Genomic DNA, 24,547 nt, shown 5'->3' with positions numbered 1-24,547 from the left:
AAGATGAGTAGCGGACGTATCGTTCAAATCATCGGCGCCGTTATCGACGTGGAATTCCCGCGTGATCAGGTGCCGAGTGTGTATGAAGCGCTGAAAGTAGTCGGCGCCGAAACCACCCTGGAAGTCCAGCAGCAGCTGGGCGACGGCGTGGTTCGTTCCATTGCGATGGGCTCGACCGAAGGTCTCAAGCGCGGTCTGGACGTCACCAGCACCGGCAAGGCCATCTCCGTACCGGTCGGTAAAGCGACCCTGGGCCGGATCATGGACGTGCTGGGCAACCCCATCGACGAAGCCGGTCCGATCGGCGAAGAAGAGCAGTGGGAAATCCACCGCCCTGCGCCGTCCTACGCCGATCAGGCTGGCGGCAACGAGCTGCTGGAAACCGGCATCAAGGTAATCGACCTGGTCTGCCCGTTCGCCAAGGGTGGTAAGGTCGGTCTGTTCGGTGGTGCCGGTGTCGGCAAGACCGTAAACATGATGGAACTGATCCGTAACATCGCCATCGAGCACAGCGGTTATTCCGTGTTCGCCGGTGTGGGTGAGCGTACTCGTGAGGGTAACGACTTCTACCACGAGATGAAGGACTCCAACGTTCTCGACAAGGTAGCCCTGGTCTACGGTCAGATGAACGAGCCGCCAGGCAACCGTCTACGCGTGGCACTGACCGGCCTGACCATGGCCGAGAAGTTCCGTGACGAGGGCCGTGACGTCCTGTTGTTCGTCGACAACATCTACCGTTACACCCTGGCCGGTACCGAGGTGTCCGCACTGCTCGGCCGTATGCCGTCCGCAGTAGGCTACCAGCCGACCCTGGCCGAGGAGATGGGCGTCCTGCAGGAGCGCATCACCTCCACCAAGAAAGGCTCGATCACCTCGATCCAGGCCGTCTACGTACCCGCGGACGACCTGACCGACCCGAGCCCGGCGACCACCTTCGCCCACCTCGACGCCACTGTGGTTCTGTCCCGCGACATCGCCTCCCTGGGTATCTACCCGGCGGTCGATCCGCTCGACTCCACCTCCCGTCAGCTGGACCCGAACGTGATCGGCACCGAGCACTACGAGACCGCCCGTGGCGTCCAGTACGTGCTGCAGCGCTACAAGGAGCTGAAGGACATCATCGCGATCCTGGGTATGGACGAACTGTCCGAGTCGGATAAGCAACTGGTATCCCGCGCCCGTAAGATCCAGCGCTTCCTGTCCCAGCCGTTCTTCGTGGCCGAGGTCTTCACCGGCTCGCCGGGCAAGTACGTCTCCCTGAAGGACACCATCGCTGGCTTCAGCGGCATTCTCAAGGGTGACTACGACCACCTGCCTGAGCAGGCGTTCTACATGGTCGGCGGCATCGAAGAAGCCATCGAGAAAGCGAAGAAACTGTAATCACCCATGCGCCCGGCAACGGGCGCATCAGGTTGTGGATAAACTGTTATCCACAGCCTGTAATGTGAGGCAAGCGTATGGCTATGACAGTCCATTGCGATATCGTCAGCGCAGAAGCGGAAATCTTCTCCGGTCTGGTGGAGATGGTGATCGCGCACGGCAACCTGGGTGATCTCGGTATCGCCCCGGGCCACGCGCCGCTGATCACCGACCTCAAGCCGGGCCCGATCCGCTTGATCAAGCAGGGTGGCGAAGCCGAGGTGTTCTACATCTCCGGCGGCTTCCTGGAAGTGCAGCCGAACATGGTCAAGGTTCTCGCCGACACCGTGCAGCGGGCCGCCGACCTGGACGAAGCCTCCGCCCTGGAAGCCGTCAAGGCGGCCGAGAAGGCGCTGCACGAACAAGGCGCCGAGTTCGACTACGGCTCCGCCGCCGCTCGCCTGGCCGAGGCCGCAGCCCAGCTGCGCACCGTCCAGCAGCTGCGCAAGAAGTTCGGCGGCAGCTGATTCCGCCAGGCTTCATCGCACGTCGGTAAAAGGGTAGCCTTGGCTACCCTTTTTCTTTTCCGTCTTCTTCTGGATCTGTCCTGCCCATGTCCCTCGATATCGTCATCCTCGCCGCCGGCCAAGGCACCCGCATGCGTTCCGCCCTGCCCAAGGTCCTGCACCCGGTCGCCGGCAAGTCCATGCTCGGCCACGTCATCGACACCGCGCGTCAGTTGAATCCGCAGGGCATCCATGTGGTGATCGGCCATGGCGCCGAAATGGTGCGCGAGCGACTGGCGGCGGACGACCTGAATTTCGTCCTGCAGCGCGAGCAACTCGGCACCGGCCATGCGGTGGCCCAGGCGCTGCCGGCCTTGTCCGCCGAGCGGGTGCTGATCCTCTACGGCGACGTGCCGCTGATCGAGCAGGCCACCCTGGAGCGCTTGCTGCAGAAGGTCGGCGACGATCAGCTGGCCCTGCTTACCGTCGATCTGGTTGATCCGACCGGCTACGGGCGCATCGTTCGTGACGCCAGCGGCGCGGTGCAGGCCATAGTCGAGCACAAGGACGCCACGCCCGAGCAGCGGCAGATCTGCGAGGGCAATACCGGCATCCTCGCCGTGCCCGGCGCGCGCCTCGGCGACTGGCTGGGGCGGTTGTCCAACAGCAATGCTCAGGGTGAGTACTACCTGACCGATGTGATCGCCATGGCGGTGGCCGACGGTTTGCCGGTGGCCACCGAGCAGCCGCAGGACGCGATGGAGGTGCAGGGCGCCAACGACCGCATCCAGCTGGCCGAGCTGGAGCGCCACTACCAGCAGCGCGCGGCGCGCCAGCTGATGGCCCAGGGCGTAACCCTGCGCGACCCGGCGCGTTTCGACCTGCGCGGCGAGGTCAGCGTCGGCCGCGACGTACTCATCGACATCAACGTGATCCTCGAGGGCCGGGTAGTGATCGAGGAGGGCGTCGAGATCGGCGCCAACTGCGTGATCAAGGACAGCGTCCTGCGCAAGGGCGCCGTGGTCAAGGCCAACAGCCACCTGGACGGCGCCGAGCTGGGCGAGGGCGCCGACTGCGGCCCGTTCGCCCGCCTGCGCCCCGGTGCCGTGCTAGGTGCCAGGGCCCATGTCGGCAACTTCGTCGAACTGAAGAACGCCGTACTGGGCGAGGGGGCCAAGGCCGGCCACCTGAGCTATCTGGGCGACGCCGAGATCGGCGCGCGCAGCAACATCGGCGCCGGCACCATCACCTGCAACTACGATGGCGCCAACAAGTTCCGCACCGTCATCGGCGAGGACGTGTTCATCGGCTCCAACAGCGCCCTGGTCGCCCCGGTTTCCCTCGGCGACCGCGCCACCACCGGCGCCGGTTCGGTGATCACCACCGACGTGCCGGCCGACAGCCTGGCGGTGGGCCGGGCCAAGCAACGCAATATCGACGGCTGGAAGCGGCCGACCAAGCGCAAGGGCTGAATGCACGGGGAGGCAAGGATGCCGTCACGCAAAGCCTGGCTAGGGGTGGCGGCTGCGCTGCTGTGGGCTTGTCTGCCCGAATGGCCACGGATTCCGGTGGAGGGTGCCAGCCCCCGCGACTGGAACGCGCAGACCTTCTGGTACGAACCCTGGGGCCGCTCCGGCGTGCACAAGGGTATCGATATCTTTGCCAAGCCGGGCACAGCGGTACGTGCTGCCAGCTATGGGGTGGTGCTGTACCGTGGTGAGATCGAGCGGGGCGGCAAGGTGATCGTCGTCCTGGGGCCGAAATGGCGCATTCACTACTATGCCCACCTGCAAGCCTATGATGTCTACCCAGGGCAGCCGCTGCTCGGCGGCACTTACCTGGGCAGGGTCGGCGACAGTGGCAATGCACGGGGCAAGCCGGCGCATCTGCACTATTCAGTCGTCAGCCTGCTGCCTTTGCCATGGCGCATGGACGATACGACCCAGGGCTGGAAGAAGATGTTCTACCTCGATCCCAACCAGATCCTGTCACGCGCCGAACGATGACCCGGCTCGGGATTCAGCCACTTGTCCATCTCGTGCTTGACGTAAAAGCTTCGTTAGGTTTTGATTCGCGCCACTAACTTTCGAATCGAAACTTTTCCATGTCGAAGCGCAACACCCCGCAGCGCCGCCACGCCATCCTCGCCCTGCTCAACGAGCAGGGCGAGGTCAGCGTCGATGCACTGGCCAAGGGCTTTGCCACCTCGGAAGTGACCATCCGCAAGGACCTCGCCGCGCTGGAGAAGAATGGCCTGCTGCTGCGTCGCTACGGCGGCGCGGTGCCCATGCCGCAGGAACTGATCGGCGACGGCGGCCAGCCCATTTCCCGCTACAAGCAGGCCATCGCCCGCGCCGGGGTGGCGCGGATTCGCGAGCACGCGCGAATCATCATCGACAGCGGCACCACCACCGCGGCGATGATTCCCGAGCTTGGGCACAGGCCCGGCCTGGTGGTGATGACCAATTCGCTGAACGTGGCCAACGCCCTGCGCGACCTGGAGCACGAGCCGGTGCTGCTGATGACCGGCGGAACCTGGGACCCTCATTCCGAGTCCTTTCAGGGCCAGGTCGCCGAACAGGTGCTGCGCTCCTACGACTTCGACCAGCTGTTCATCGGCGCCGACGGCATCGACCTGGCGCGCGGCACCACCACCTTCAACGAGTTGCTGGGGCTGTCCCGGGTCATGGCCGAGGTGGCCCGGGAGGTCATCGTCATGGTCGAGAGCGACAAGATCGGCCGCAAGATTCCCAACCTGGAGCTGCCCTGGAGCAGCGTCCATACCCTGATCACCGACGAGCGCCTCCCCGCCGAGGCCCGTGAACAACTGACGGCGCGCGGGATCAAGCTGATCTGCGCGGCCGTGCACGACTAAGGAGAGACAACTATGTGTGGCATCGTGGGCGCCGTCGCCGAACGCAACATCACCGCCGTGCTGGTCGAGGGCCTCAAGCGCCTGGAATACCGCGGCTACGACAGTGCCGGGGTGGCGCTGCTGGACGATCAGGGCGGCCTCGCGCGCCGGCGCCGGGTCGGCAAGGTCAGCGAACTGCAGCAGGCCCTGGCTGCCGAGCCCCTGGCCGGGCGCCTGGGCATCGCCCATACCCGCTGGGCCACCCATGGCGCGCCGACCGAACACAACGCCCACCCGCATTTCTCCGGCGGCGAGCTGGCGGTGGTGCACAACGGCATCATCGAGAACCACGAGGCGCTGCGCAGCCAGCTCAAGGGTCTGGGCTACGCCTTCGCCTCGGACACCGACACCGAGGTCATCGTCCACCTGCTCGACCACAAGCTCAAGAGCCAGCCGGACCTGACCGTCGCGCTCAAGGAGGCGGTCAAGGACCTGCACGGTGCCTACGGCCTGGCGGTGATCTCGGCCCGCCAGCCCGATCGCCTGCTGGCCGCCCGTAGCGGCAGCCCGCTGGTGATCGGCCTGGGCCTGGGGGAGAACTTCCTGGCCTCCGACCAGCTGGCCCTGCGTCAGGTCACCGACCGTTTCATGTACCTGGAGGAGGGCGACATCGCCGAGATCCGCCGCGATGCCGTGCAGGTTTGGGATCTCGACGGCCAGCCGGTGCAGCGCGAGCAGGTGCAGTACCACGAGGGCGCCGAGGCGGCGGATAAAGGCGAATATCGCCACTTCATGCTCAAGGAGATCCACGAGCAGCCCAAGGTGGTGCAGCGCACCCTGGAAGGCCGCCTGGCCGCCGACCACGTGCTGACCCAGGCCTTCGGCCCCCAGACCGCCGAGCTGTTCGCCAAGGTGCGCAACGTGCAGATCGTCGCCTGCGGCACCAGCTTCCACGCCGGCATGGTCGCCCGTTACTGGCTGGAGGCGCTGGCCGGGGTGCCCTGCCAGGTCGAGGTGGCCAGCGAATTCCGCTACCGCCAGGTGGTGGTGCAGCCCGACACCCTGTTCGTCAGCATCTCCCAGTCCGGCGAGACCGCCGACACCCTGGCCGCGCTGCGCAACGCCAAGGCCCTCAGTCCCGAGCAGGGCGGCTACCTGGCCAGCCTGGCGATCTGCAACGTCGGCATCAGCTCCCTGGTGCGCGAGTCCGACCTGTGCCTGTTGACCCAGGCCGGCCCGGAGATCGGCGTGGCCTCGACCAAGGCCTTCACCACCCAGCTGGTCGGCCTGCTGCTGCTGTGCCTGGCCCTGGGCCGGGTGCGCGGCAGCCTCGCGCCGCAGCTGGAAGCCGAGCTGGTGGAGGAGCTGCGCCGCCTGCCGACCCGCCTGGGCGAGGCCCTGGCCATGGACGCGGTGGTGGAGAAGGTCTCCGAGCTGTTCGCCGAGAAGCACCACAGCCTGTTCCTCGGCCGTGGCGCCCAGTACCCGGTGGCCATGGAAGGGGCGCTCAAGCTCAAGGAGATCAGCTACATCCATGCCGAGGCCTATCCGGCCGGCGAGCTCAAGCACGGCCCCCTGGCCCTGGTGGACAGCGACATGCCGGTGGTCACCGTGGCGCCGAACAACGAGCTGCTGGAGAAGCTCAAGTCCAACCTGCAGGAAGTGCGCGCCCGCGGCGGCGAGCTGATCGTCTTCGCCGACCAGCAGGCCGGCATGAGCAACGGCGAGGGCACCCATGTGGTGAACATGCCGCACATCCACGACGTGCTGGCGCCCATCCTCTACACCATCCCGCTGCAGCTGCTGTCCTACCACGTCGCCGTGCTCAAGGGCACCGACGTCGACCAGCCGCGCAATTTGGCCAAGAGTGTGACGGTCGAATAGTCCGCGCAGGCCTGGGGTGAAATGGCGGATGGACGTGCAGTTCCATCCCGCCATTTCGACCCGGCCAGTGGCGATGTCGGCCTCACTGCAGCCGAGCAGGGCGCCGGTGCAGGGCGTTGCTCATGGGCCTTACTTGATCCCCAGGTGGCGCAGCGCAGCGGGTTGGTAGTCGCTCTTGGACGCGCGAAAGCCGAACTCGATGGGATGCTGGGCATCGACCAGCAGGCCATAGATCAGGTATCTGGAGCTGGTCAGGTCATAGATGGCTTCCGCCGCATACCAGGGGGTATCGGCATAATGGAACTGCACGTGGAAGCCTTCGGAAAAGCGCCACAACTCGCCGCGATTGTCATATTGCTCGGCCAAGGCGATCTGCCAGGTATCCTCATCCAAGTAGAGCACGCGCTTGCTGTAGATATGGCGCATCCCGGCCTTCAGCGTGCCAACCACTTTCCAGACCCGATGCTTCTCATAGCGGGTCAGGTTCTGGTTGATATGGCCCTTGCCGGCAACATCGGCGACCGAAAGCGACGGGTCGGCCAGTCGGTAGTTGTTGTAGGGAATGTAAATCTCCTGTTTCCCCTCGAGTTTCCAGTCGTAGCGGTCCGGTGAGCCGGAATACATGTCCGCGTTATCGGAGGTGCGCAGCCCGTCGGCGGCCGTGCCGGGACCATCGTAGGCCACCTGGGGCGCGCGCCTCACCCGGCGCTGGCCGGCGTTGTACATCCAGGCGAGACGCGGCTGCTCGACCTGGTTGACGGTTTCATGAACCAGCAAGATGTTTCCGGCGAGCCGGGACGGCGCCACGACGGCCTGCCTGGCGTAAAGCATCACGTTCTTGTCGGCGACCTCGTCGTAGCCATCGAGCTTTTCCGGCCAGACGACCTGTTCGTTGATTCTGACTTCGCTGTAGCCGCCATTGGCCTGGGTGACGACCTGCACCTGATCGCGCAGCAGACTTCCGCCGCGGTAGCGCATGAAATGATTCCAGACGGCTTCGAGGCCATTCTTGGGCGAGGGAAAGGGGTAGTAGCCCTTGTATCCCTCCACGCCATTGGCATCGGCACTCAACCTGGCGTTGCGCGCGTTGTACTTCGCCGCCTCCTGCACCGGCTCGGGCAGCACGGCGGTGCGATGCGTCGGGTAGACATCGATGAAGTAGCTGTCCGGGTAGCGCTGCAGCATGGCAACCTGGCCATCGGTTAGATGGGCCTTGTGCGCGTGGACGTTGTCGGCCGCAATGCGCAGGGTCGCCGACTCGCCCGCAAACGGATCGGACAGGCCCGGGCCGGCAGCCTTGAAGTCGCCGGTCCAGGCCGGAATCGATCCGTCTGCGTTGGCCGCGACTTCGGCCCCCACGGCGGTAAGTTCCTGGGCCTGGGCAGAGAGACAACCGAGCAGCAGCAAAGAAGGCAGAAAAGTATTCTTCATATTATTTAACCTGCAGTTCATCGATTTTCGCGGCCGCCTGTTGCAGATATTTCGGGCTGACGCTGCCGGATAGCCGTTGCGCATAGGCAAACCAGCTATGGGCCAGTTGCGCATGCTGCATGGCCTGTTGCCGATCCTTCTCGGCGGCATTCAGGTGACACTCTCCGGCCGTAATGGCCAGGCTACTGCTGATCAGTTCCTTATCGACTTCATTGGTAAGGCAGACCGGTTCGACGGGCTCCTGACTCGCCGAGGCGTAGCCGACGAAGGCCGCCATGGTCACGGCCACGAGGCTGGGGTACAGCATTCTGCTCATGTCGATCGCTCCAAGGGTTTGACTTGCGGGATACATGGTTCCATCATAGAACCATGAATACCATAGGTTCCATGATAGAACCTGTCAAGAGCTTCAGAGTCTTGGGTAATTTCGTTAAATTTCAGATGATTAGGTGTTGAGTCATGGAGAGAGTGAGCTTCGAAGGGCGAAACTGCTCGTTGGCGCGGTCGTTGGACATCCTCGGCGACTGGTGGAACGTGCTGATCGTCAGGGAGGCGCTATGGGGAACCACCAAGTTCGATGAGTTTCAACGCAACCTGGGCATGTCCAAGAGCATCCTATCCAAGCGCCTGAAACTGCTGCTCGAACATGAGGTTCTGCGGAAGCAGAACCAGGGCGGCAGCGTCGACTACTACCTCACGGAAAAGGGGCAGGAGGTCAACACCATCATCATGAGCATGTTGCAATGGGGGGACCGCTGGTACCCGCATGCAGAAGGGCCGCCCGTGTTGTTGGTCAACAAGAAAACCGGCTTGCCGCTGACGCGTGCAAGGTTCTATGACCAGGAGGGCAATGAAGTGAGCCCGAGCGACGTCGGCATCTGTGACGGGCCGGGCGCCAATGCGCAAACCCGCGAAAGGATTCGCCAGATCCACCAGAAGAAGAGCCTCGCCTGAGGCCGGCGCCTGCCCGTGCGTAGCGACCCGCTGGCGCTGCCGGTGCCGAACAGCTGGCGGCGGGCGGGAGTCGATGCAGGGGCTCCGGGTTCAGAACGAGTGGCTCAGCAGCAGGCCACCGCCGGCGTCGGGGCTGGCATCGGAAAAGCCTTTGAGCGCATAGAGCTGGACCTTCCAGGACGGGCCGAGCCTCTGGGTCAGAAACAGGGTGAGCTCCTGGATCTCGTCGCCGTTGGCGGTCACCTTCTGCCGCCAGTCGTAGGCCGCGCCCAGGTAGGTCGCCGACGCGAGTCTGCCGACCAGGCCCAGGGAGGCGAAGAGCGGATCGCGCAGGTCGGTGTCCGCGGGGTCGCCGAACTTCTTCCAGCCCAGGGTGGCGAAACCGCTGATCGCGCCGAAGGCCCGGGCGACATCGAGCTGGGCGGAGTAGTCGGTCTTGCCGGTTCCCAGGCAGTGGTCTTCGTCGGCCGTCGGCAGCTTGACCTTGCCGACCAGGTCCAGCATCAGCCCGCTACTCCCGCTGCCGTCGAGCAGGGCGTAACCGGCGCTGGCCACGGTGTCGCCCATGCCGCTCTCGACGCGGCCGCAGCTTCCGGAGAGGGGTTCGCCGTCCGGCCCCACCGAGGGATTGGTGATGCGCAGGTAGGGGACGGTCAGCTTGTAGAGCATGGGGCCGGCTTCGTACCTGGCGATCACCGGGACATACCAGGTCTCGCTGGTTGTCGACGTGCCGTACTTTCCCCGCGAGTAATCGACCCCGGTCGAAACCGTGAGCCCCTCGGCCAGAACGGGTACGGCGAGAACGAGCAACAGGCCCGACAAGATCACGCGAGCGCTTCTCATGCATACCTCGTGGCTATCCGGATAACGACGTGCGGATCGCGCGCAGCCCGCCCGCGTCGAGCCTCGGGGCCTTGGTCGCCACCAGGCCGGCGCGGCGGACAACCCGCCTCGTTCAGCTTAGCCGGCGATCCGCGCTGCGCTTGGACACAGGCGTGCTGCCGCCTTCAGTGACGGCCGGAGTTGTCCACCCGCTCCGGTCGTTCGAGCCTGTCCACCCGCTCCACGCGCTCCACCCGTTCGGGCTTATCGGCGCGATCCACGCGTTCGATGCGCTCGATCCGCTCCACCCGCACGCCGTTCTCGAAGATCTCGATCCGTTCGCGGGTCTCCAGGCGGTCCGGGGCGTCGCGTACCTCGATCCGCTCGCGCCGCTCCAGCTCGCCGGAGGCGGATTCCTCCCGGCGCTCGATGCGCTCGCGGGTTTCGCCATCGTCGCGCCGTTCGATGCGCTCACGGGTCTCGCCGTCGTCGCTGCGCTCGCGTGACTCGAGGCCGTCGCGCTCGGCGCTGCGGCCTTGCTGCTGCTCGTCTGCGGCCGCGGACGGGTCGTGCTGGCCGCTGCCCGAGTGGCCCGGCGCGGCCGGCTGCTCGCGGGAGAATTCGATGCGCAGGGCGCGGATATCCCGTCCCTTGGCGAACTCGCCGCTGACCCGGATGCGGCGGTCGAGCGCCAGGTCGGCGGCCTGGCCGCCGAGATAGGCGGTATCGCGATCCACCTGGGCGGTGAACCCGCCGAACGCGATGCGATCGCCCTGGCGCCCGCGTACCAGGCCCTCCACCAGGGCGTGGCGCACCCGGCCGGCGAAGGGCATGCCCGGATCGCTGTGCGTCTGGACGACCTCCAGCTGCCTGCCGTCCCAGGTGCCGCGCACCAGGACCTCGCCGCTGACGGCCAGCGGCTTGCTGAGGGCCAGGCCGTGGAGATCGCCGCCTCGCGCGGCGGTGCCTATGGCGCTGGCCTGGGTCAGGTTGGCGGCCCGGTCGATCCGGCTGGCGAGCACTTCGCCCCGGGCATTGCGCAGGCCGCTGACCCGTACCGCCTCGCCGGGGCGCAGGTCCTGGGCCACCCGGGCGCCGGCGGCCACGCGCACCGGTTGCCCCATCACCCGCAGCGGCGCGGCGCCCGTTGCCAGCGCCGTGATCGGCCCCTCATAGGCATGCAGGATCGCGATGCTCCGCGCCTCGAGGCCACGTTTCGATGGGCGGGCCTCCACCGCCACGACTTGACCGATCGCCAGCCGGTCGCTGCTGGCGGGGAGGCCGTTCTCGCTGAGCACCAGCTGGTTGTCGAAGTGCACTTCCACGCCATTGACGCAGATGGAGCCGAAGCCGGTGATGGTGCCCACTATGCCCGTGCCACCGATTCCGCCGTTATCGGTCGCCCCCGTACCCCCTACGCCCCCCTGCTCGGCCGGAGCGCCGGTGCCGCCGACACCGCCAGTCGCCACGGCGCCGGTTCCGCCCATGCCGCCGGGCTCGAGGCACGCCGGCAAGGCGCCAAGCGCCGCAGAGGCCGGCAGCAGTGAGGTGCAGAGGAAAGCTAAGGCACAGAGCAGACGCGTGGTAGTGCTCATGATGAACTGGCCGTCGTCGGGTTGGATGCTGTTGGCGGATTGGCTTCAGTGTAGAAATACAGGCCGATGGTGATGCGCTGCCGTGCGTCGGCGGAGGGTACGTCCCGTTCCTCCATCTCCGCTGCCAGCAGGTTGAGGCCGTTCAGCACCTGCATGCCTTCGATCTCCACGGCCTCGCGCAGCTGGGCAACCGCCCAGGGCGACAGACTGTCGTAGTGCACGCTGCGCTCGAAGAAGGGCGTGCCGGCCTCGGTCAGGTTGTGCACGGCGGCGCAGGCATGGTCGTGGAGGTTGTGCCGGAAATAGGCGATCTTCTCGTCGAATCCCCGCTGCGGAATGAACGCCAGCGCCTGCAGATGGACGCGGTCCTGCTCGTCCAGACGCACGACGCCCAGGCGCAGCCACTCGTCCAGCACGACGCGGGCACGGATATCCGTGCTGACCTGGGCCACCAGCGCATCGAAGGAGCCGGCGCCGCCGGTGCTGGCCAGGCGCGCCAGGGGCAACGGCCGACCGGGCCGCTCGCAGAACGGCGGGTTGTTCAGCCAGACGCTGACCAGGTGAGCGCCGAAGGAAATGACTTCGGGCAGGCTGCTCTCGTCTTCGCTCGCCTTGGCCCGCAGGCGCCGCACATCCTTGCGATGCACGCCCGTCAGCAGGCTGATCCTGCTGTCGGTCGGCGGCTTGTCGTCGAGGCGGAACTCGTGCTCGGCGACATCGACGAACACCTGCTTGAGCAGATTGGCGAAGCTGGTGTAGGTGACCCCCTTCTTGAGCATCAACCTCACCACCGGGCGCATGACGTGTTGCAGCGCCGACAGCAGGGAGGGAGGCAAGGTGGGCAAATGCATTCAAGGTATTCCTCAAGAGTCCTGACCAGCGCCCAGGCTAGCAGCAACCTGGGCCGGCACCCGCGTCCGGACCAGATGCTTGCCGCGAGAGGGTGGACGATACGCTAGGGCATCTGTAGCTCCTGTGCAGCGTGTGCGCCGATTGCATCGAGGTGTCGCAAGCCCGGCGAACCGAGGCTTGCGACACCCTGGCGTTACGTCCCTCGGGCCCCCGGGACGTCCTCTACCACGTGCAGGCCTAGTGCTCTACCTCGACCACGTCCAGGTCCGGCGCGTCGGGCGCGTCATCGGGCTCCATCTCGACGACATCGTCGTCCGGGTCATCGGGGGCATCGGGCGCGTCATCGTCGTCATGCGGGCGAGCGGCCTTGGCCGCATCCCGGGCGGCATCTCGGGCTACATCTGCAGCCGCTTTGGCCGCATCTCGAGCAGCATCGGCCTCATCCTTGGCGGCATCCCGGGCGGCGTCTGCAGCCGCTCTGGCGGCATCCCGGGCCGCATCTGCAGCGTCTCTGGCCGCGTCGCGGGCGGCATCGGCGTTCGGATCTCCAGCCGCCTTGGCCGCATCTCGGGCGGCATCTGCAGCCGCTCTGGCGGCATCCCGGGCCGCGTCTGCAGCGTCTCTAGCCGCCTCCCGGGTCGCATCGGCCTCATTTTTCGCGGCGTCTCTGTCCGCATCTGCGGCATCTCTCGCCGCGTCGTGGTCCCGGTCCTTGCCATGGCCCCTGTTTCCGGCCATGCCGTCATGGTCGGCGTCGTCGCCGCCCCGGCCGCCATGACCGTCGCCGTCGTGGCCCCCTCTGCCATGACCGCCGCCATCACCACGGCCGTCGCCGCCGTGTCCGCCTTCGCCGCCACCGTGACCGCCCCGACCGCCGCCGCCGTCACCACCACGGCCGCCGCCACCGTCCCCCCCTCGACCGCCGCCGCCATCACCGCCGTGACCGCCACCGCCGCTACCCCCCTCCTTGGCATACACGCTGGAGAAACTGTCCACGTAATCGGGTACCAGGACCGTCGATGCCGACAGGACGCCACCAATGGCCAGAGCCAACAAACATTTCTTGAGCAGCATGATGAACCTCCGCTTAGAACTGCGTGGCGGCTTGCGCCGCGCATGCAGTAACCGGTGAGTTTCCCGCCGCCCATCGGGGCGGCTAGCCAACCAGCGCGGCCATCTTTCTGCAGTGACTCGGTGCAACTGCGGTTTCCGCACGATCCTTCGGGACCAGTCAGCCATATTATGTGGGAAAATTTCCCACAAATTGAGATTAATACGGTCGGCCCGAGTGTCAACGACCGGTGGTCAGGCCAGTCGCGCCTGGGGGGCTCCCGCGGCCCCGGACTTTGCCGCGTCATGCACAGGGGGCTAAATCTTCCGCTCGCTGTAACGCCGGCCGGCGATCGTCCTCTAGTCCTGTACCGGTGGCGCACGGCGTGCACACACCGGCCCATCAGACTATTCGAGGATCACCCCATGCATACCAAGACAGCCGCCACCGGCGCCGCCATCGCCTTCGCCGCCGCCAGCCTGTTCGCCGGCCTGACCAGCACCGCCGTCGTGGCCGAGGAAGCCCAGATCCATTGCTATGGCGTCAACGCCTGCAAGGGGCAGAACGACTGCAAGACGGCGAGCAACGCCTGCAAGGGCCAGGGCGCGTGCAAGGGCCAGGGCTTCAAGAGCATGACCCTGGCCGAGTGCAACCTCGCCAAGGGCACCGTCGGCGAGTGAAAGGGCACGGGGCCGGCGGCGCCGGTCCCGGACTCCGTCAAGGGGCAAACGCCCAGCGGACTACTACGCTAGTTGGACGCCTGGAGCGGAGAACCTGTGATGGGATTGCTGAATTTCTTGGGACGCGCCATTGGCCAGCCCGCCCGGCCGCAGCGAGCGGCGAACGAGGCTCAGGCGCAACTGCTGGCCAGCCTGCTGACGATGGCCTGGGTGGTGGAGGCGCGCGACCCCTACACCGGCGGACACCTGTGGCGGGTCTCGCGCTTCTCCGAGCGGCTGGCGCGGGAGGCCGGGATGCCTGAGGCCGAGACCGCGCGGATCGGCCTTGGCGGCTTCCTCCACGATCTCGGCAAGATCGGCATTCCCGATGCGATCTTGAACAAACCCGCGCAACTGAGCGATGACGAGTACGCGGTGATCAAGACCCACCCCGAGGTCGGCTTTCGCATGCTGCAGGGGCATCCGCTGGCCGCGTTGGTCAGCGATGCGGTGCGCCTGCATCACGAGACGCCGGATGGGCGCGGCTATCCGCTGGGCCTCAAGGGCGAGGAGATTCCCGTGATGGCGCGGATCGTCGGCATCGGCGACGCCTTCGACGCCATGACCAGCAGTCGTCCCTACCGCGCCGGCATGGCCGTGGCGCAGGCGCTGGACCTCATCGAGGCGAATCTGGGCAAGCAATTCGATGCCGAACTGGGGGAGCGCTTCCTCCGGCTGGGGCGTGCCGGCGAACTCGATCATATCGTCGGCCACAGCGACCTGGGCATTCCCCTGCAGGTCTGTATCATGTGTGGCCCGACCCTGGTCCAGCGCCGCGGCCAGCAGGCCGGCGAACGTCTCTACTGCCGCTCCTGCGGCGGCGAGTACCGCCTCGAGGCCGGCGCCGGCGACCGCCTGCAGGCCAAGCCGACCGGCGCCCAAGGTCAGCCGGACGACCTCACGCCGCGGGCCGACGAGCAGTTGATCGGCGAGTTGGTGCAGGCCGCGGTGCGCCGACTGCTGGATCTGGCGGCGCCGGCCTGAGCCGGCGTCGCGGCGGTTCGTCGTTCGCCGCATGATTGCCGCGCAGCCGCTGTAACGTCGTCGATTGCGCCTACTCTAATTAGGGAGTCGGCTCCGCTCCTGGTGTACGGCACCGACCTTCCCCCTAGCATCGAGAGGATCACCAGCATGTCCATCAAGACTACCGCCGCCGGTGCCGCCCTGGCACTCGCCGCCGCCGGGCTGTTCGCCAGCCTGCCGACTTTGGTCGTGGCCGAGGAGGCCATGGTCAACTGCTACGGCGTCAACGCCTGCAAGGGCCAGAACGACTGCAAGACCGCCAACAACGCCTGCAAGGGCCAGGGCTCGTGCAAGGGCCAGGGCTTCAAGAGCATGACCCTGGCCGAGTGCAACGAGGCCGGTGGTACTGTCGGCGAGTGAATGGGAGAGGGCGACCCCGGTCGGGTCGCCTCGATCCTGCCTGCATAGGAGTTGGGCATGTCCACTGATGCAGCCTGCCTGGGGTTCGGCCTGGGCCTGCGCACCCCGTATTACCAGGAGATTCTCGAGCGGCGGCCGGCGGTCGACTGGTTCGAGGTGGTTTCGGAGAACCATCTGGTCGAGGGCGGCAAGCCGCTCTACTACCTGGAGGCCATCGGCGAGCACTATCCGCTGGTGATGCATGGCGTGTCGCTGTCGATCGGCGGCCCCCATCCGCTGGATCGCGACTACCTGCAGCGCCTCAAGCGCCTGGCCGACCGCGTCCAGCCGGCGTGGATCTCCGACCACCTGTGCTGGAGCCGCGGCAGTGCCCATCAGCTGCACGACCTGTTGCCGCTGCCGTTCACCGAGGAGAGCCTGCAGCACGTGGCGGACCGCGTGCGCCAGGTGCAGGAGGTGATCGAGCGGTCGCTGGTGCTGGAGAATGTCTCCAGCTACCTGCGCAGCGCCGACGATCAGTTCAGCGAGTGGCAGTTCCTCGCCGCCCTCAGCGACCTCACCGGCTGCGAGCTGCTGCTCGACGTCAACAACGTCTACGTCAGCGCGCGCAACCACGGCTTCGAGCCCTGGGCGTTCATCAGCGGCCTGCCGAAGCAACGCATCCGCCAGCTGCACCTGGCCGGCCACAGCGACTACGGCAGCTACCTGATCGACACCCACGATGCGCCGGTCAGCGACCCGGTCTGGCAACTCTACGCACGCACCCTGCGCCATCTGGGCCCGGTGGCGACCCTGCTGGAACGCGACGATCACTTCCCGCCGCTGCAGGAGTTGCTCGACGAACTGGACAGGGCCCGCGCCGTGGCCGCTAGCGCCCTGGAGTGCGAGGCCCTATGCGACTGAACGACTGGCAGCGGCAGCTCGAAAACTACCTGCTCGGTGGCGATCCGCAGCCCGACCCGGCGCTGTGCGCCAGCCTGCGCGGCAGCGAGGCCCTGGCGGTCGAGCAGGGCCTGGCGATCTACCACAACGCCTATCGGGCGCGCCTGCTCGAGGCCCTGCGCGGCGACTATGGCGCTCTGCACGGCTGGCTCGGCGACGAGGAGTTCGACGCCCTGGCCCTGGCCTATGTCGATGCTCACCCGTCGCGGCACTTCAGCCTGCGCTGGCTGGGCGAGCGCCTGGGCGATTTCATCGACGGCTACCTGGTACCGGCCCAGGCCGCCCCGCTGGGCGAGCTGGCGCGTCTGGAATGGGCCTTCACCCTGGCCTTCGATGCCCCGGCGGGCCAACCCCTGACCCTGGAACAGATGGCCGGCCTGGCGCCGCAGGAGTGGCCGGCTCTGCAGGTGCGCCTGTTGCCCAGCGTGCAGTGGCAGGCCTGTCGCTTCAACAGCCTGGCGATCTGGCGCGCACACAAGGAGCAGGCCGCCTTCCCCGGCAGCAGCGAGCTGCCCCAGGCCCTGGTCTGCCTGATCTGGCGCCAGGGCCTGATCAGCCGCTATCGCAGCCTGGAGCCCGCCGAGGCGGCGGCCCTGCACGGCATGGCGGTGGCCGGCTGGAGCTTCGCCGAGCTGTGCGAACGGCTCGGCGAGCTGGGCGACCAGGCACCGCTGCAGGCCGCCAGCTGGCTGCGCCAGTGGCTGCACGAGGGCCTGCTGCAGCGGCATGGCGCATAGCCAGCTTTTAGGGAACCTAAGCCCTGACAAACGGGTCATCTGAACTAACCTTTCCGATGATTTCGAGAGGTGGAGGTGCCCATGCTCGCGTATCTGCCGCCAACCCTGCGGGAGCTGCAATTGCCGCTGCGCCTGCGCCTGTGGGATGGCAAGCAAATCGATCTCGGTCCCCAGCCGCGGGTCACCCTGGTGGTCAAGGACCCGAGCCTGGTGGCGCAGCTGGCCCACCCCAGTCTCGACGCCCTGGGCAGTGCCTACGTCGAAGGCCGCCTCGACCTGGAGGGGCCGATCAGTGAGGTGATCGAGATCGGCGATGCGCTGAGTCAGGCGCTGATCGGCGAGGAGGAGCCGGGCGAGCTCGACTACCGGCCCCACGACAAGGCCGCCGACGCCGCGGCCATCAGCTATCACTACGACCTGTCCAACGACTTCTACGCCCTCTGGCTGGATCGCGAGCTGGTCTATTCCTGCGCCTACTTCGAGACCGGCCAGGAGGACATCGACCAGGCCCAGCAGGCCAAGCTGCGCCATCTGTGCCGCAAGCTGCGCCTGCAGCCGGGCGAACGCCTGCTGGATGTCGGCTGCGGCTGGGGCGGCCTGGCACGCTTCGCCGCCCGCGAGTTCGGCGTCGAGGTGTACGGCATCACCCTCAGCCGCGCGCAACTGGAACTGGCCCGCCAGCGGGTCGCGGAGGAGGGCCTGGGCGGGCAGGTACGGCTGGAGCTGCAGGACTACCGCGATTTGCCCCAGGACGGCCGCTTCGACAAGGTGGTCAGCGTCGGCATGTTCGAGCACGTTGGCCACGGCAACCTGCCGCTCTATTGCCAGCGTCTGTTCGGTGCGGTGAAGAGCGGCGGCCTGGTGATGAACCACGGCATCACCGCCCGGTACACCGACGGCCGCCCGGTGGCCCGCGGCGGCGGCGAGTTCATCGACCGCTACGTGTTCCCCGAGGGCGAGCTGCCGCACCTGGTGACCATAGGCGCGGCGATCAGCGAGGCAGGCCTGGAGATCGTCGACGTGGAGAGCCTGCGCCTGCACTATGCCCGCACCCTGCAGCTGTGGAGCGCGCGTCTGGAGGCGCAGCTGGAGCGGGCCGCGCAGCTGGTGCCGGAGCAGACGCTGCGCATCTGGCGCCTCTACCTGGCCGGCTGCGCCTATGGCTTCGCCCACGGCTGGATGAATCTGCACCAGATCCTCGCGGTCAAGCCGCAGGCCGATGGCGGCCACGACCTGCCCTGGACCCGCGCCGACCTGTACCGCTGAGCCGCCCTACGCCGTCGCCGTAGGGCAGTTTCCTTCAATACCGCAGCCCCCTGCCGGCGTCAGTCTGCGTCCTCCCGCTGACGACTGCCGATAGGTGTGCGATGAATCTACAGCTCTCCATGGCGGCCTTTGCCCTGGCCGCCTCGATTTCCCCCGGCCCGGTCAATCTGGTGGCGCTGAGCTGCGGCGCACGCTACGGCCTGAGCGCCAGCCTGCGTCATGTGACCGGGGCTACCCTGGGTTTCACCCTGTTGCTGCTGGCCATGGGCCTGGGGCTGCAACAGTTGCTGAGCCAGTGGCCGCCGCTGGGCGCGCTGATCCGCTGGGCGGGCGTGGCCTTCCTGCTGTACATGGCCTACGGCCTGGCGCGCGCCGATGGCCGGCTGGACGGCGGCCAGGCGCGGCGGCCGCCGTCGCTGTTCACCGGCGCCTTGATGCAATGGCTCAACCCCAAGGCCTGGCTGGCGGCCCTGGCCGGCATGGGCGCCTACGGGGCGGGCGGCGAGCCGGGGCTGGTCGGCCAGTTCGCCGTGCTGTACTTCGTCATCTGCTACCTGTCCATCGCCTGCTGGGCCTACGCCGGGGCGTGCATGGGCCGCTATCTGCAGGCTCCCGGGCGCCTGCGCCTGTTCAACCGTGGCCTGGCGTTGCTGTTGCTGGGTTCGGCGGTCTATCTGCTGGGGGCCTGATCAGCCGGCGCGGCGGTACTGGCCCGGGGTGGCGGCGAGCAGCTGCTTGAAGGTGCGCTGCAGGTGGGCCTGGTCGGCGAAGCCGGCCGCCAGGGCCACCTCGACTATATCCTCGCCGCGCCTGAGGCGGGCCTGGGCGAACTGGATGCGGCAGTTGACCAGGTAGGCATGGGGCGTCAGGCCGTAATGGCGGCGGAAGCTGCGGCTCAGGTAGGAGGCGGAGAGGCCGGCCGCCGCGCAGATGTCCTCCAGCTTCAGGGGCCGGGTGCAGTGCGCGCGGATGAAGTCGGCGGCCAGGTGGATACGCGGGTTGTCGGTGCGGCGCGGGGCGGGCGCCGGTTCGAGGCGCTGCTGCAGCGCGCCGAAGAACTCCAGCAGGGCGCAATGCTTGGCCAGGGTCTCGGCCTGCGGGTCGACGAGCAGGCGATACAGGCCGCTCAGGCCGGCATGGAGCGCGGGGTCCTGGCTGAGGATGGCGGCGAAGGCGCGCAGCGGCTGGTTGCGGTCGAAGCCCAGCTGGTGCTGCAGTTCGGTCAGCCAGGCCGTGTCCACATAGAACATCCGGTAGGACCAGGGCTGACCCTCGAGGGGATTGCAGGCATGCACGTCGCCCGGGTTCATCAGCACCACGGTGCCGGCGCCGATGCGTTCGCGGGCCTTCTCGTTGAGGTAGCTGCTGCGGCCTCGGGTGATGGCGCCGATGGAGAAGGTCTCGTGGGCGTGCGGGGCGTAGCAGACCCGGCGGCCGTCCAGCACCTCGCGGGCCTCGACGAAGGGCAGTGCGGGGTCGCGCCAGAAGCGCGGAGTGGTTGCCTGAATCGCCTTGCTCATGCCTATCCGCCTGCCGACCGACAGCGGCCGCAGGCAGACTATAGCCCCGGACGCGTGCGGTACAAAGCCTGGCCAGCAGCGCCCGGCGCTTTGCCTTAGCATAGCGGGACCGTCCCGAGTCGAGCCGTGCATGCCCGCTTTCCTGCTGCGTTATCGCGTCGTCCTGATCGTGCTGCTGATCCTGCTCGGCCTGCTGGCCAGCATCTGGCTGGCCGGGCGCTATGCCGAGCGGCGCGCCTGGGAGGAGCGCAGCTTCGAGGCCCGCGGCCAGCTGCAGCTGTACGCCCAGTCGTTGCACACCCTGGTCGAGCGCTTCCGCTCGGTGCCCGAGGTGCTGGCGTTGGACAGCGATATCAAGGCGCTGCTGCGCGCGCCCCACGACCGCCTGCTGCGCGATGCCCTCAATCAGCGCCTGGAGCGGCTCAACGCCGCCGCCGGCTCCAACGTGCTGTACCTGCTCGACCGGCGCGGCGAGGCCCTGGCGGCGAGCAACTGGCGCGACTGGAGCAGCTTCGTCGGCAACAACTACGCCTTCCGCCCCTATTTCCAGGATGCCCTGCGTCAGTCGTCCGGGCGCTACTTCGCGGTCGGCGTGACCACCGGGATTCCCGGCTACTTCCTGTCCCATGTGGTGCGCGACGACGCCGGCGGCGTGCTCGGCGTGCTGGTGGTCAAGCTCGAACTGGAGGAGCTGCAGCGCGAGTGGGCGGGGCAGGCCGGGGTGCTGCTGGTGGCCGACAGCTATGGCGTGGTGATCCTCAGCAATCGCCCGGCCTGGCGCTTTCGCGCCCTGCAGCCGCTGAGCGAGCGGGACCGGGCGGAGCTGGTGGAGGTGCGCAAGTACGCCGAACAGGCGCTGCAACCCTTGCCCAGCGAGCTGCGCCGCCGGATCGACGCGACCGCGGAGTGGCGGCGGGTCGATGGCCCGCAGGGCCGCCGCGACTACCTCTGGCAACGCCTGGCCTTGCCGGAGGAGGACTGGACCCTGCACCTGCTCGTCGAGCCCCAGGCCCTGGTCGACAGCGTGCGCAGCTATCGCCTGGCCGCCGCCGGGGTGTGGATGACCCTGGCCTTCCTCCTCCTCTACCTGGCCCAGCGGCGCAAGAACCAGCGCCTGCAGGCGGGCATCCGCGAACGCCTGGAGCGCGAGGTGACGCTGCGCACCGCCGAGCTGCGCGAGGCCCAGGAGGGCCTGGTGCACGCGGCGAAGATGGCCGCCCTGGGGCAGATGTCGGCGGCCATGGCCCACGAGATCAACCAGCCGCTGACCGCCATGCGCATGCAACTGGGCAGTCTGCGCCTGCTGCTCGACGGCGGTCGCGAGAACGAGGTGCGCGAGGGCCTGCAGCGCATCGACGGCCTGCTGCAGCGCTTGGCCGGACTCACCGGCCACCTCAAGACCTTCGCCCGCAAGAGCCCCGCCGGCCTCGCCGAGCGCCTGCGCCTGAGCGAGGTGCTGGAGCAGGCCCTGCAGCTGCTGGCGCCGCGCCTGCGCAGCGAGCAGGTGGAACTGCGCCGCGCGATCGACGGCGAGCTGCAGGTGCTGGGCGATGCCATCCGCCTCGAGCAGGTGCTGCTCAACCTGCTGCACAACGCCCTGGACGCCATGGCCGGCGCCGAGCGGCGGGTACTCGACCTGGTGCTGCGGCGCGAGGGCGAGCAGTGCCTGCTGACGGTGGCGGACAGCGGCGGCGGTATCCCCGGCGAGCGGCTGGGCCAGGTGTTCGAGCCCTTCTTCACCACCAAGCCGGTGGGCCAGGGCCTGGGCCTGGGTCTGGCGGTGTCCTACGGCATCGTCCGCGAGCTGGGCGGCAGCCTGGAGGCGGCCAATGGCGAGCGGGGCGCGGTGTTCAGCCTGCGCCTGCCGCTGGCGCCCTAGGTGACGGCCTGCGGCTACGGCCGGGCGCTTCGGCGCGATACACTGAGGCCATCGGGTGAGGAGGTGCTATGAGCGGTCGGGTGATAGTGGTCGATGACGAGGCGGCGATCCGCGAGGCGGTGCAGCAGTGGCTGGAGCTGTCCGGCTTCCGGGTGCAGAGCTGCGCCGGTGCCGAGCAGGCCCTGACCCTGGTCGACCGCGACTTCCCCGGGGTAGTGGTCAGCGACGTGCGCATGCCCGGCAGCGATGGCCTGCAGCTGCTCGACAAGCTGGTGGCGCTGGACCGCGACCTGCCGGTGATCCTGATCACCGGCCACGGCGACGTGCCCATGGCGGTGCAGGCGCTGCGCCAGGGCGCCTACGACTTCATCGAGAAGCCCTTCACCCCCGAGCGCCTGCTCGACAGCGTGCACCGCGCCCTGGACAAGCGCCGCCTGGTCTGCGAGAACCGCCAGCTGCGCCAGCAGGTCGCCTTCAAGGACCGCATCGAGGCGCAGCTGCTCGGCGTCTCCAGGCCGATGGAGAGCCTGCGCCGGCAGGTCCTGGAACTGGCCGCCACCTCGGTGAACGTCCTGATCCGCGGCGACACCGGCAGCGGCAAGGAGCGCGTGGCCCGCTGCCTGCACGACTTCAGCCCGCGCGCCGGCAAGCCCTTCGTCGCCCTGAACTGCGCGGCGATCCCGGAGCAGCTGTTCGAGAGCGAGCTGTTCGGCCACGAGAGCGGCGCCTTCACCGGCGCCCAGGGCAAGCGCGTCGGGCGCATCGAGCATGCCGACGGCGGCACCCTGTTCCTCGACGAGGTGGAGAGCCTGCCGCTGGCGCAGCAGGTCAAGTTGCTGCGCGTGCTGCAGGAGAAGACCCTGGAGCGCCTCGGCTCGAACAAGAGCATCCGCGTCGACCTGCGGGTGATCGGCGCGGTAAAGCCGGACCTGCTGGACGAGGTGCGCGCGGGGCGTTTCCGCGAGGACCTGTATTACCGGCTGAACGTGGCCAGCGTGCAGATTCCGCCGCTGCGCGAACGCCGCGAGGACATCGCCCTGTTGTTCGAGCACTTCGCCGGCCAGGCGGCCCAGCGCAACGGCCGCGAGGCGCCGCCGCTGACCCCCGGCGAACTGGCGCGGCTGCTCGGCCACGACTGGCCGGGCAACGTGCGCGAGCTGATCAACGCCGCCGAGCGCCACGCCCTGGGCCTCAGCGCCCCGCAGCCGGAGGTCGGCAGCCAGTCGCTGGCCGAACAGATGGAGGCCTTCGAGGCGCAGTGCCTGCACAACGCGCTGCAGCGCTGCCAGGGCAACATCGCCCAGGTCATGGCCCTGCTGCAGCTGCCGCGGCGCACCCTCAACGAGAAGATGCAGCGCCACGGCCTGCAGCGCGCCAGCTACAGGCCGGCGGGCAGCGTTGACGAGGACTAGGCGGGATCTTGCCGATGGCCGTTCGGCGATCGGCGAAATCCTGCTGGTCGATACCCCCAGGCTCCAGGCCAACCGCTCTATTCCGAGGCTTTGCCACTCTGGCACGGCATCTGCTATAGCCCTTGTCAGCCACGCACAGCCTGTGTGCGGGCGAACATAAGAAAGACAAGAGGTGTTGCCCATGAACTGCCACTGCCCCTACGCGAGCCCGTCTCGCCTCGCCGTTCTCCGCTCCCTCTTGCGCACCGGGTCCGGTGCGGGCGCCTGGCGCCTTCGCGCCACCCTCTGAACCCGTGCGGGCCCGGGCGCTGCGGCGCAGGGGCATCGTCTACAGTGAAAACTCTGCACAAAGCCATAACAACGACGGAGATTGATCCATGCGACTGACCAAGCGTTTCAGCCTGCTCGCCGCCGCCGCGGCCCTCACCGCCAGCACCGCGGTACTCGCCGCACCGACCTTCATCAACATCCTCACCGGCGGCACCAGCGGTGTGTACTACCCGATCGGCGTGGGCCTGTCGCAGCTGTACAGCAACGGCATCGAAGGCTCGAAGACCTCGGTGCAGGCGACCAAGGCCTCGGTGGAAAACCTCAACCTGCTGCAGCAAGGCCGCGGCGAACTGGCCCTGGCCCTGGGCGACTCGGTGGCCGACGCCTGGAACGGCGTGGAAGACGCCGGCTTCAAGGCACCGTTGAAGAAGCTGCGCGCCATCGCCGCCACCTACCCCAACTACATCCAGATCGTCGCCAGCAAGGAGTCCGGCATCACCAGCCTGGCCGACCTCAAGGGCAAGCGCATCTCCGTCGGCGCGCCGAAGTCCGGCACCGAGCTGAACGCCCGCGCCATCTTTGCGGCCGCCGGGATGAGCTACGAGGACATGGGCAAGGTCGAGTTCCTGCCCTATGCCGAGTCGGTCGAGCTGATCAAGAACCGCCAGCTGGATGCCACCCTGCAGTCCTCGGGCCTGGGCATGGCCGCCATCCGCGATCTGGCCGCGACCCTGCCGATCACCTTCGTCGCCATTCCCGGCGAGGTCACCGCGAAGATCGGCAACGCCGCCTACCAGGCCGCCGCCATCCCCGCCGGCACCTACGACGGCCAGGACACCGAGGTGGCGACCGTGGCCATCACCAACATCCTGGTCAGCCATGAAGGCGTGTCCGACGAGGTCGCCTACCAGATGACCAAGCTGATGTTCGACAACCTCGAGCGCCTGGGCAACGCCCACTCCGCGGCCAAGGACATCAAGCTGGACAGCGCCGCGAAGCACCTGCCGATCCCGCTGCACCCGGGCGCCGAGCGCTTCTACAAGGAAGCCGGCGCGCTGTAAGGCTGTTGCAGTTGAGTAGGGTGGGTCGGGCCGACCCACCCTACCCGACT

24 protein-coding genes are annotated in these 24,547 nt (G+C 67.7%); 18 read left to right on the top strand and 6 right to left on the bottom strand.

The features are described 5' to 3' along the window. The first annotated feature begins 3 nt into the window (after positions 1-3). The 6 genes from atpD (at position 4) to glmS (ending at position 6,603) form a co-directional block, all read left to right on the top strand. The gene (gene atpD / locus ACSX1C_RS15645) at positions 4-1,380 is read left to right on the top strand and encodes a F0F1 ATP synthase subunit beta (RefSeq protein WP_318644327.1); all 1,377 of its coding nucleotides are present in this window, start codon (positions 4-6) and stop codon (positions 1,378-1,380) included. Between the two features lie 77 nt (positions 1,381-1,457). Beyond that, positions 1,458-1,886, top strand: a complete 429-nt coding sequence (locus ACSX1C_RS15640) for a F0F1 ATP synthase subunit epsilon (protein WP_213640004.1) — start codon at positions 1,458-1,460, stop codon at positions 1,884-1,886. Between the two features lie 86 nt (positions 1,887-1,972). Then, positions 1,973-3,337, top strand: coding sequence for a bifunctional UDP-N-acetylglucosamine diphosphorylase/glucosamine-1-phosphate N-acetyltransferase GlmU (glmU, locus tag ACSX1C_RS15635; protein WP_439886898.1), 1,365 nt, complete (start codon positions 1,973-1,975; stop codon positions 3,335-3,337). An 18-nt stretch (positions 3,338-3,355) separates the two neighbouring features. Then, complete coding sequence (locus ACSX1C_RS15630) at positions 3,356-3,871, top strand: M23 family metallopeptidase (RefSeq protein WP_439886897.1); 516 nt, start codon at positions 3,356-3,358, stop codon at positions 3,869-3,871. A gap of 98 nt (positions 3,872-3,969) precedes the next feature. Further along, positions 3,970-4,740, top strand: coding sequence for a DeoR/GlpR family DNA-binding transcription regulator (locus ACSX1C_RS15625; protein ID WP_369958428.1), 771 nt, complete (start codon positions 3,970-3,972; stop codon positions 4,738-4,740). A gap of 12 nt (positions 4,741-4,752) precedes the next feature. Beyond that, entirely contained in the window at positions 4,753-6,603 is a 1,851-nt protein-coding gene (gene glmS, locus ACSX1C_RS15620; protein WP_439886896.1) for a glutamine--fructose-6-phosphate transaminase (isomerizing), read from the top strand. A gap of 129 nt (positions 6,604-6,732) precedes the next feature. Here glmS and ACSX1C_RS15615 read toward each other — a convergent pair whose 3' ends face one another. Both ACSX1C_RS15615 and ACSX1C_RS15610 read right to left on the bottom strand, forming a co-directional pair. Continuing rightward, positions 6,733-8,034, bottom strand: a complete 1,302-nt coding sequence (locus ACSX1C_RS15615; RefSeq protein ID WP_439886895.1) for a DUF1329 domain-containing protein — start codon at positions 8,032-8,034, stop codon at positions 6,733-6,735. A gap of 1 nt (position 8,035) precedes the next feature. Next, on the bottom strand, positions 8,036-8,350 hold the full coding sequence (locus tag ACSX1C_RS15610; protein ID WP_439886894.1) for a hypothetical protein: 315 nt from the start codon (positions 8,348-8,350) through the stop codon (positions 8,036-8,038). A gap of 143 nt (positions 8,351-8,493) precedes the next feature. On the opposite strand from ACSX1C_RS15610, the gene ACSX1C_RS15605 reads away from it, so the two are divergent. After that, positions 8,494-8,988, top strand: a complete 495-nt coding sequence (locus ACSX1C_RS15605) for a winged helix-turn-helix transcriptional regulator (RefSeq protein WP_439886893.1) — start codon at positions 8,494-8,496, stop codon at positions 8,986-8,988. A gap of 90 nt (positions 8,989-9,078) precedes the next feature. On the opposite strand, the gene ACSX1C_RS15600 is transcribed toward ACSX1C_RS15605, so the two are convergent. The 3 genes from ACSX1C_RS15600 to ACSX1C_RS15590 all read right to left on the bottom strand — a co-directional run bounded on the left by ACSX1C_RS15600 (position 9,079) and on the right by ACSX1C_RS15590 (position 12,256). Further along, on the bottom strand, positions 9,079-9,831 hold the full coding sequence (locus ACSX1C_RS15600; protein ID WP_439886892.1) for a hypothetical protein: 753 nt from the start codon (positions 9,829-9,831) through the stop codon (positions 9,079-9,081). Between the two features lie 164 nt (positions 9,832-9,995). Then, the gene (locus tag ACSX1C_RS15595) at positions 9,996-11,405 is read right to left on the bottom strand and encodes a DUF5666 domain-containing protein (protein ID WP_439886891.1); all 1,410 of its coding nucleotides are present in this window, start codon (positions 11,403-11,405) and stop codon (positions 9,996-9,998) included. Next, positions 11,402-12,256 carry a DUF6502 family protein gene (locus ACSX1C_RS15590; RefSeq protein WP_439886890.1) on the bottom strand — a complete coding sequence of 285 codons (855 nt, stop codon included), beginning with the start codon at positions 12,254-12,256 and terminating at the stop codon, positions 11,402-11,404. Before ACSX1C_RS15590 ends, ACSX1C_RS15595 begins: the two co-directional genes overlap by 4 nt. Positions 12,257-12,497: 241 nt before the next feature. Between ACSX1C_RS15590 and ACSX1C_RS15585 the strand changes: the two genes are divergently transcribed. From ACSX1C_RS15585 to ACSX1C_RS15550, 8 genes are all read left to right on the top strand, one after another. Further along, positions 12,498-13,382 (top strand): hypothetical protein, encoded by an 885-nt coding sequence (locus tag ACSX1C_RS15585; protein ID WP_439886889.1) that lies wholly within the window; start codon positions 12,498-12,500, stop codon positions 13,380-13,382. Between the two features lie 351 nt (positions 13,383-13,733). Beyond that, positions 13,734-13,988: a BufA2 family periplasmic bufferin-type metallophore gene (gene bufA2, locus ACSX1C_RS15580; protein WP_318644340.1), complete on the top strand. Its 255-nt coding sequence runs from the start codon at positions 13,734-13,736 to the stop codon at positions 13,986-13,988. A 99-nt stretch (positions 13,989-14,087) separates the two neighbouring features. Continuing rightward, entirely contained in the window at positions 14,088-15,011 is a 924-nt protein-coding gene (locus ACSX1C_RS15575) for an HD-GYP domain-containing protein (protein ID WP_439886888.1), read from the top strand. A 147-nt stretch (positions 15,012-15,158) separates the two neighbouring features. Next, entirely contained in the window at positions 15,159-15,410 is a 252-nt protein-coding gene (gene bufA2, locus ACSX1C_RS15570; RefSeq protein WP_318644342.1) for a BufA2 family periplasmic bufferin-type metallophore, read from the top strand. 57 nt (positions 15,411-15,467) lie between these two features. Then, positions 15,468-16,313: an MNIO family bufferin maturase gene (gene bufB / locus ACSX1C_RS15565; RefSeq protein WP_439886887.1), complete on the top strand. Its 846-nt coding sequence runs from the start codon at positions 15,468-15,470 to the stop codon at positions 16,311-16,313. After that, complete coding sequence (locus ACSX1C_RS15560; RefSeq protein WP_439886886.1) at positions 16,304-17,089, top strand: HvfC/BufC family peptide modification chaperone; 786 nt, start codon at positions 16,304-16,306, stop codon at positions 17,087-17,089. The genes bufB and ACSX1C_RS15560 overlap by 10 nt, the downstream gene beginning before the upstream one ends. Before the next feature lie 81 nt (positions 17,090-17,170). After that, on the top strand, positions 17,171-18,355 hold the full coding sequence (cfaB, locus tag ACSX1C_RS15555) for a C17 cyclopropane fatty acid synthase CfaB (RefSeq protein ID WP_439886885.1): 1,185 nt from the start codon (positions 17,171-17,173) through the stop codon (positions 18,353-18,355). A gap of 101 nt (positions 18,356-18,456) precedes the next feature. Beyond that, the gene (locus ACSX1C_RS15550) at positions 18,457-19,044 is read left to right on the top strand and encodes a LysE family translocator (RefSeq protein ID WP_439886884.1); all 588 of its coding nucleotides are present in this window, start codon (positions 18,457-18,459) and stop codon (positions 19,042-19,044) included. On the opposite strand, the gene ACSX1C_RS15545 is transcribed toward ACSX1C_RS15550, so the two are convergent. Beyond that, positions 19,045-19,875 (bottom strand): AraC family transcriptional regulator, encoded by an 831-nt coding sequence (locus ACSX1C_RS15545; RefSeq protein WP_439886883.1) that lies wholly within the window; start codon positions 19,873-19,875, stop codon positions 19,045-19,047. A 130-nt stretch (positions 19,876-20,005) separates the two neighbouring features. On the opposite strand from ACSX1C_RS15545, the gene ACSX1C_RS15540 reads away from it, so the two are divergent. The 3 genes from ACSX1C_RS15540 to ACSX1C_RS15530 all read left to right on the top strand — a co-directional run bounded on the left by ACSX1C_RS15540 (position 20,006) and on the right by ACSX1C_RS15530 (position 24,497). Further along, positions 20,006-21,754, top strand: a complete 1,749-nt coding sequence (locus ACSX1C_RS15540; RefSeq protein ID WP_439886882.1) for a sensor histidine kinase — start codon at positions 20,006-20,008, stop codon at positions 21,752-21,754. Between the two features lie 68 nt (positions 21,755-21,822). Beyond that, positions 21,823-23,166, top strand: coding sequence for a sigma-54-dependent transcriptional regulator (locus tag ACSX1C_RS15535; protein WP_439886881.1), 1,344 nt, complete (start codon positions 21,823-21,825; stop codon positions 23,164-23,166). Between the two features lie 377 nt (positions 23,167-23,543). Beyond that, the gene (locus ACSX1C_RS15530; RefSeq protein ID WP_439886880.1) at positions 23,544-24,497 is read left to right on the top strand and encodes a TAXI family TRAP transporter solute-binding subunit; all 954 of its coding nucleotides are present in this window, start codon (positions 23,544-23,546) and stop codon (positions 24,495-24,497) included. Positions 24,498-24,547 lie beyond the last annotated feature (50 nt).

The sequence above is a fragment of the Pseudomonas sp. MBLB4123 genome (assembly GCF_051904775.1).
In the GTDB taxonomy this organism is placed as follows: Bacteria; Pseudomonadota; Gammaproteobacteria; order Pseudomonadales; family Pseudomonadaceae; genus Aquipseudomonas; species Aquipseudomonas benzenivorans_B.
Note: the sequence above shows the minus strand (reverse complement) of the source record. Positions and strands in the feature narration are given on the sequence as shown.

Coding starts and splice junctions, on each gene's coding strand:
- ACSX1C_RS15560 (WP_439886886.1), top strand. CDS start 16,304: ATGCGACTGAACGACTGGCAGCGGCAGCTCGAAAACTACCTGCTCGGT.
- ACSX1C_RS15595 (WP_439886891.1), bottom strand. CDS start 11,405: ATGAGCACTACCACGCGTCTGCTCTGTGCCTTAGCTTTCCTCTGCACC.
- ACSX1C_RS15625 (WP_369958428.1), top strand. CDS start 3,970: ATGTCGAAGCGCAACACCCCGCAGCGCCGCCACGCCATCCTCGCCCTG.
- ACSX1C_RS15535 (WP_439886881.1), top strand. CDS start 21,823: ATGAGCGGTCGGGTGATAGTGGTCGATGACGAGGCGGCGATCCGCGAG.
- cfaB (WP_439886885.1), top strand. CDS start 17,171: ATGCTCGCGTATCTGCCGCCAACCCTGCGGGAGCTGCAATTGCCGCTG.
- bufB (WP_439886887.1), top strand. CDS start 15,468: ATGTCCACTGATGCAGCCTGCCTGGGGTTCGGCCTGGGCCTGCGCACC.
- ACSX1C_RS15615 (WP_439886895.1), bottom strand. CDS start 8,034: ATGAAGAATACTTTTCTGCCTTCTTTGCTGCTGCTCGGTTGTCTCTCT.
- glmS (WP_439886896.1), top strand. CDS start 4,753: ATGTGTGGCATCGTGGGCGCCGTCGCCGAACGCAACATCACCGCCGTG.
- ACSX1C_RS15545 (WP_439886883.1), bottom strand. CDS start 19,875: ATGAGCAAGGCGATTCAGGCAACCACTCCGCGCTTCTGGCGCGACCCC.
- ACSX1C_RS15550 (WP_439886884.1), top strand. CDS start 18,457: ATGAATCTACAGCTCTCCATGGCGGCCTTTGCCCTGGCCGCCTCGATT.
- bufA2 (WP_318644340.1), top strand. CDS start 13,734: ATGCATACCAAGACAGCCGCCACCGGCGCCGCCATCGCCTTCGCCGCC.
- ACSX1C_RS15530 (WP_439886880.1), top strand. CDS start 23,544: ATGCGACTGACCAAGCGTTTCAGCCTGCTCGCCGCCGCCGCGGCCCTC.
- ACSX1C_RS15600 (WP_439886892.1), bottom strand. CDS start 9,831: ATGAGAAGCGCTCGCGTGATCTTGTCGGGCCTGTTGCTCGTTCTCGCC.
- ACSX1C_RS15575 (WP_439886888.1), top strand. CDS start 14,088: ATGGGATTGCTGAATTTCTTGGGACGCGCCATTGGCCAGCCCGCCCGG.
- atpD (WP_318644327.1), top strand. CDS start 4: ATGAGTAGCGGACGTATCGTTCAAATCATCGGCGCCGTTATCGACGTG.
- ACSX1C_RS15630 (WP_439886897.1), top strand. CDS start 3,356: ATGCCGTCACGCAAAGCCTGGCTAGGGGTGGCGGCTGCGCTGCTGTGG.
- ACSX1C_RS15605 (WP_439886893.1), top strand. CDS start 8,494: ATGGAGAGAGTGAGCTTCGAAGGGCGAAACTGCTCGTTGGCGCGGTCG.
- ACSX1C_RS15540 (WP_439886882.1), top strand. CDS start 20,006: ATGCCCGCTTTCCTGCTGCGTTATCGCGTCGTCCTGATCGTGCTGCTG.
- bufA2 (WP_318644342.1), top strand. CDS start 15,159: ATGTCCATCAAGACTACCGCCGCCGGTGCCGCCCTGGCACTCGCCGCC.
- ACSX1C_RS15590 (WP_439886890.1), bottom strand. CDS start 12,256: ATGCATTTGCCCACCTTGCCTCCCTCCCTGCTGTCGGCGCTGCAACAC.
- ACSX1C_RS15610 (WP_439886894.1), bottom strand. CDS start 8,350: ATGAGCAGAATGCTGTACCCCAGCCTCGTGGCCGTGACCATGGCGGCC.
- glmU (WP_439886898.1), top strand. CDS start 1,973: ATGTCCCTCGATATCGTCATCCTCGCCGCCGGCCAAGGCACCCGCATG.
- ACSX1C_RS15640 (WP_213640004.1), top strand. CDS start 1,458: ATGGCTATGACAGTCCATTGCGATATCGTCAGCGCAGAAGCGGAAATC.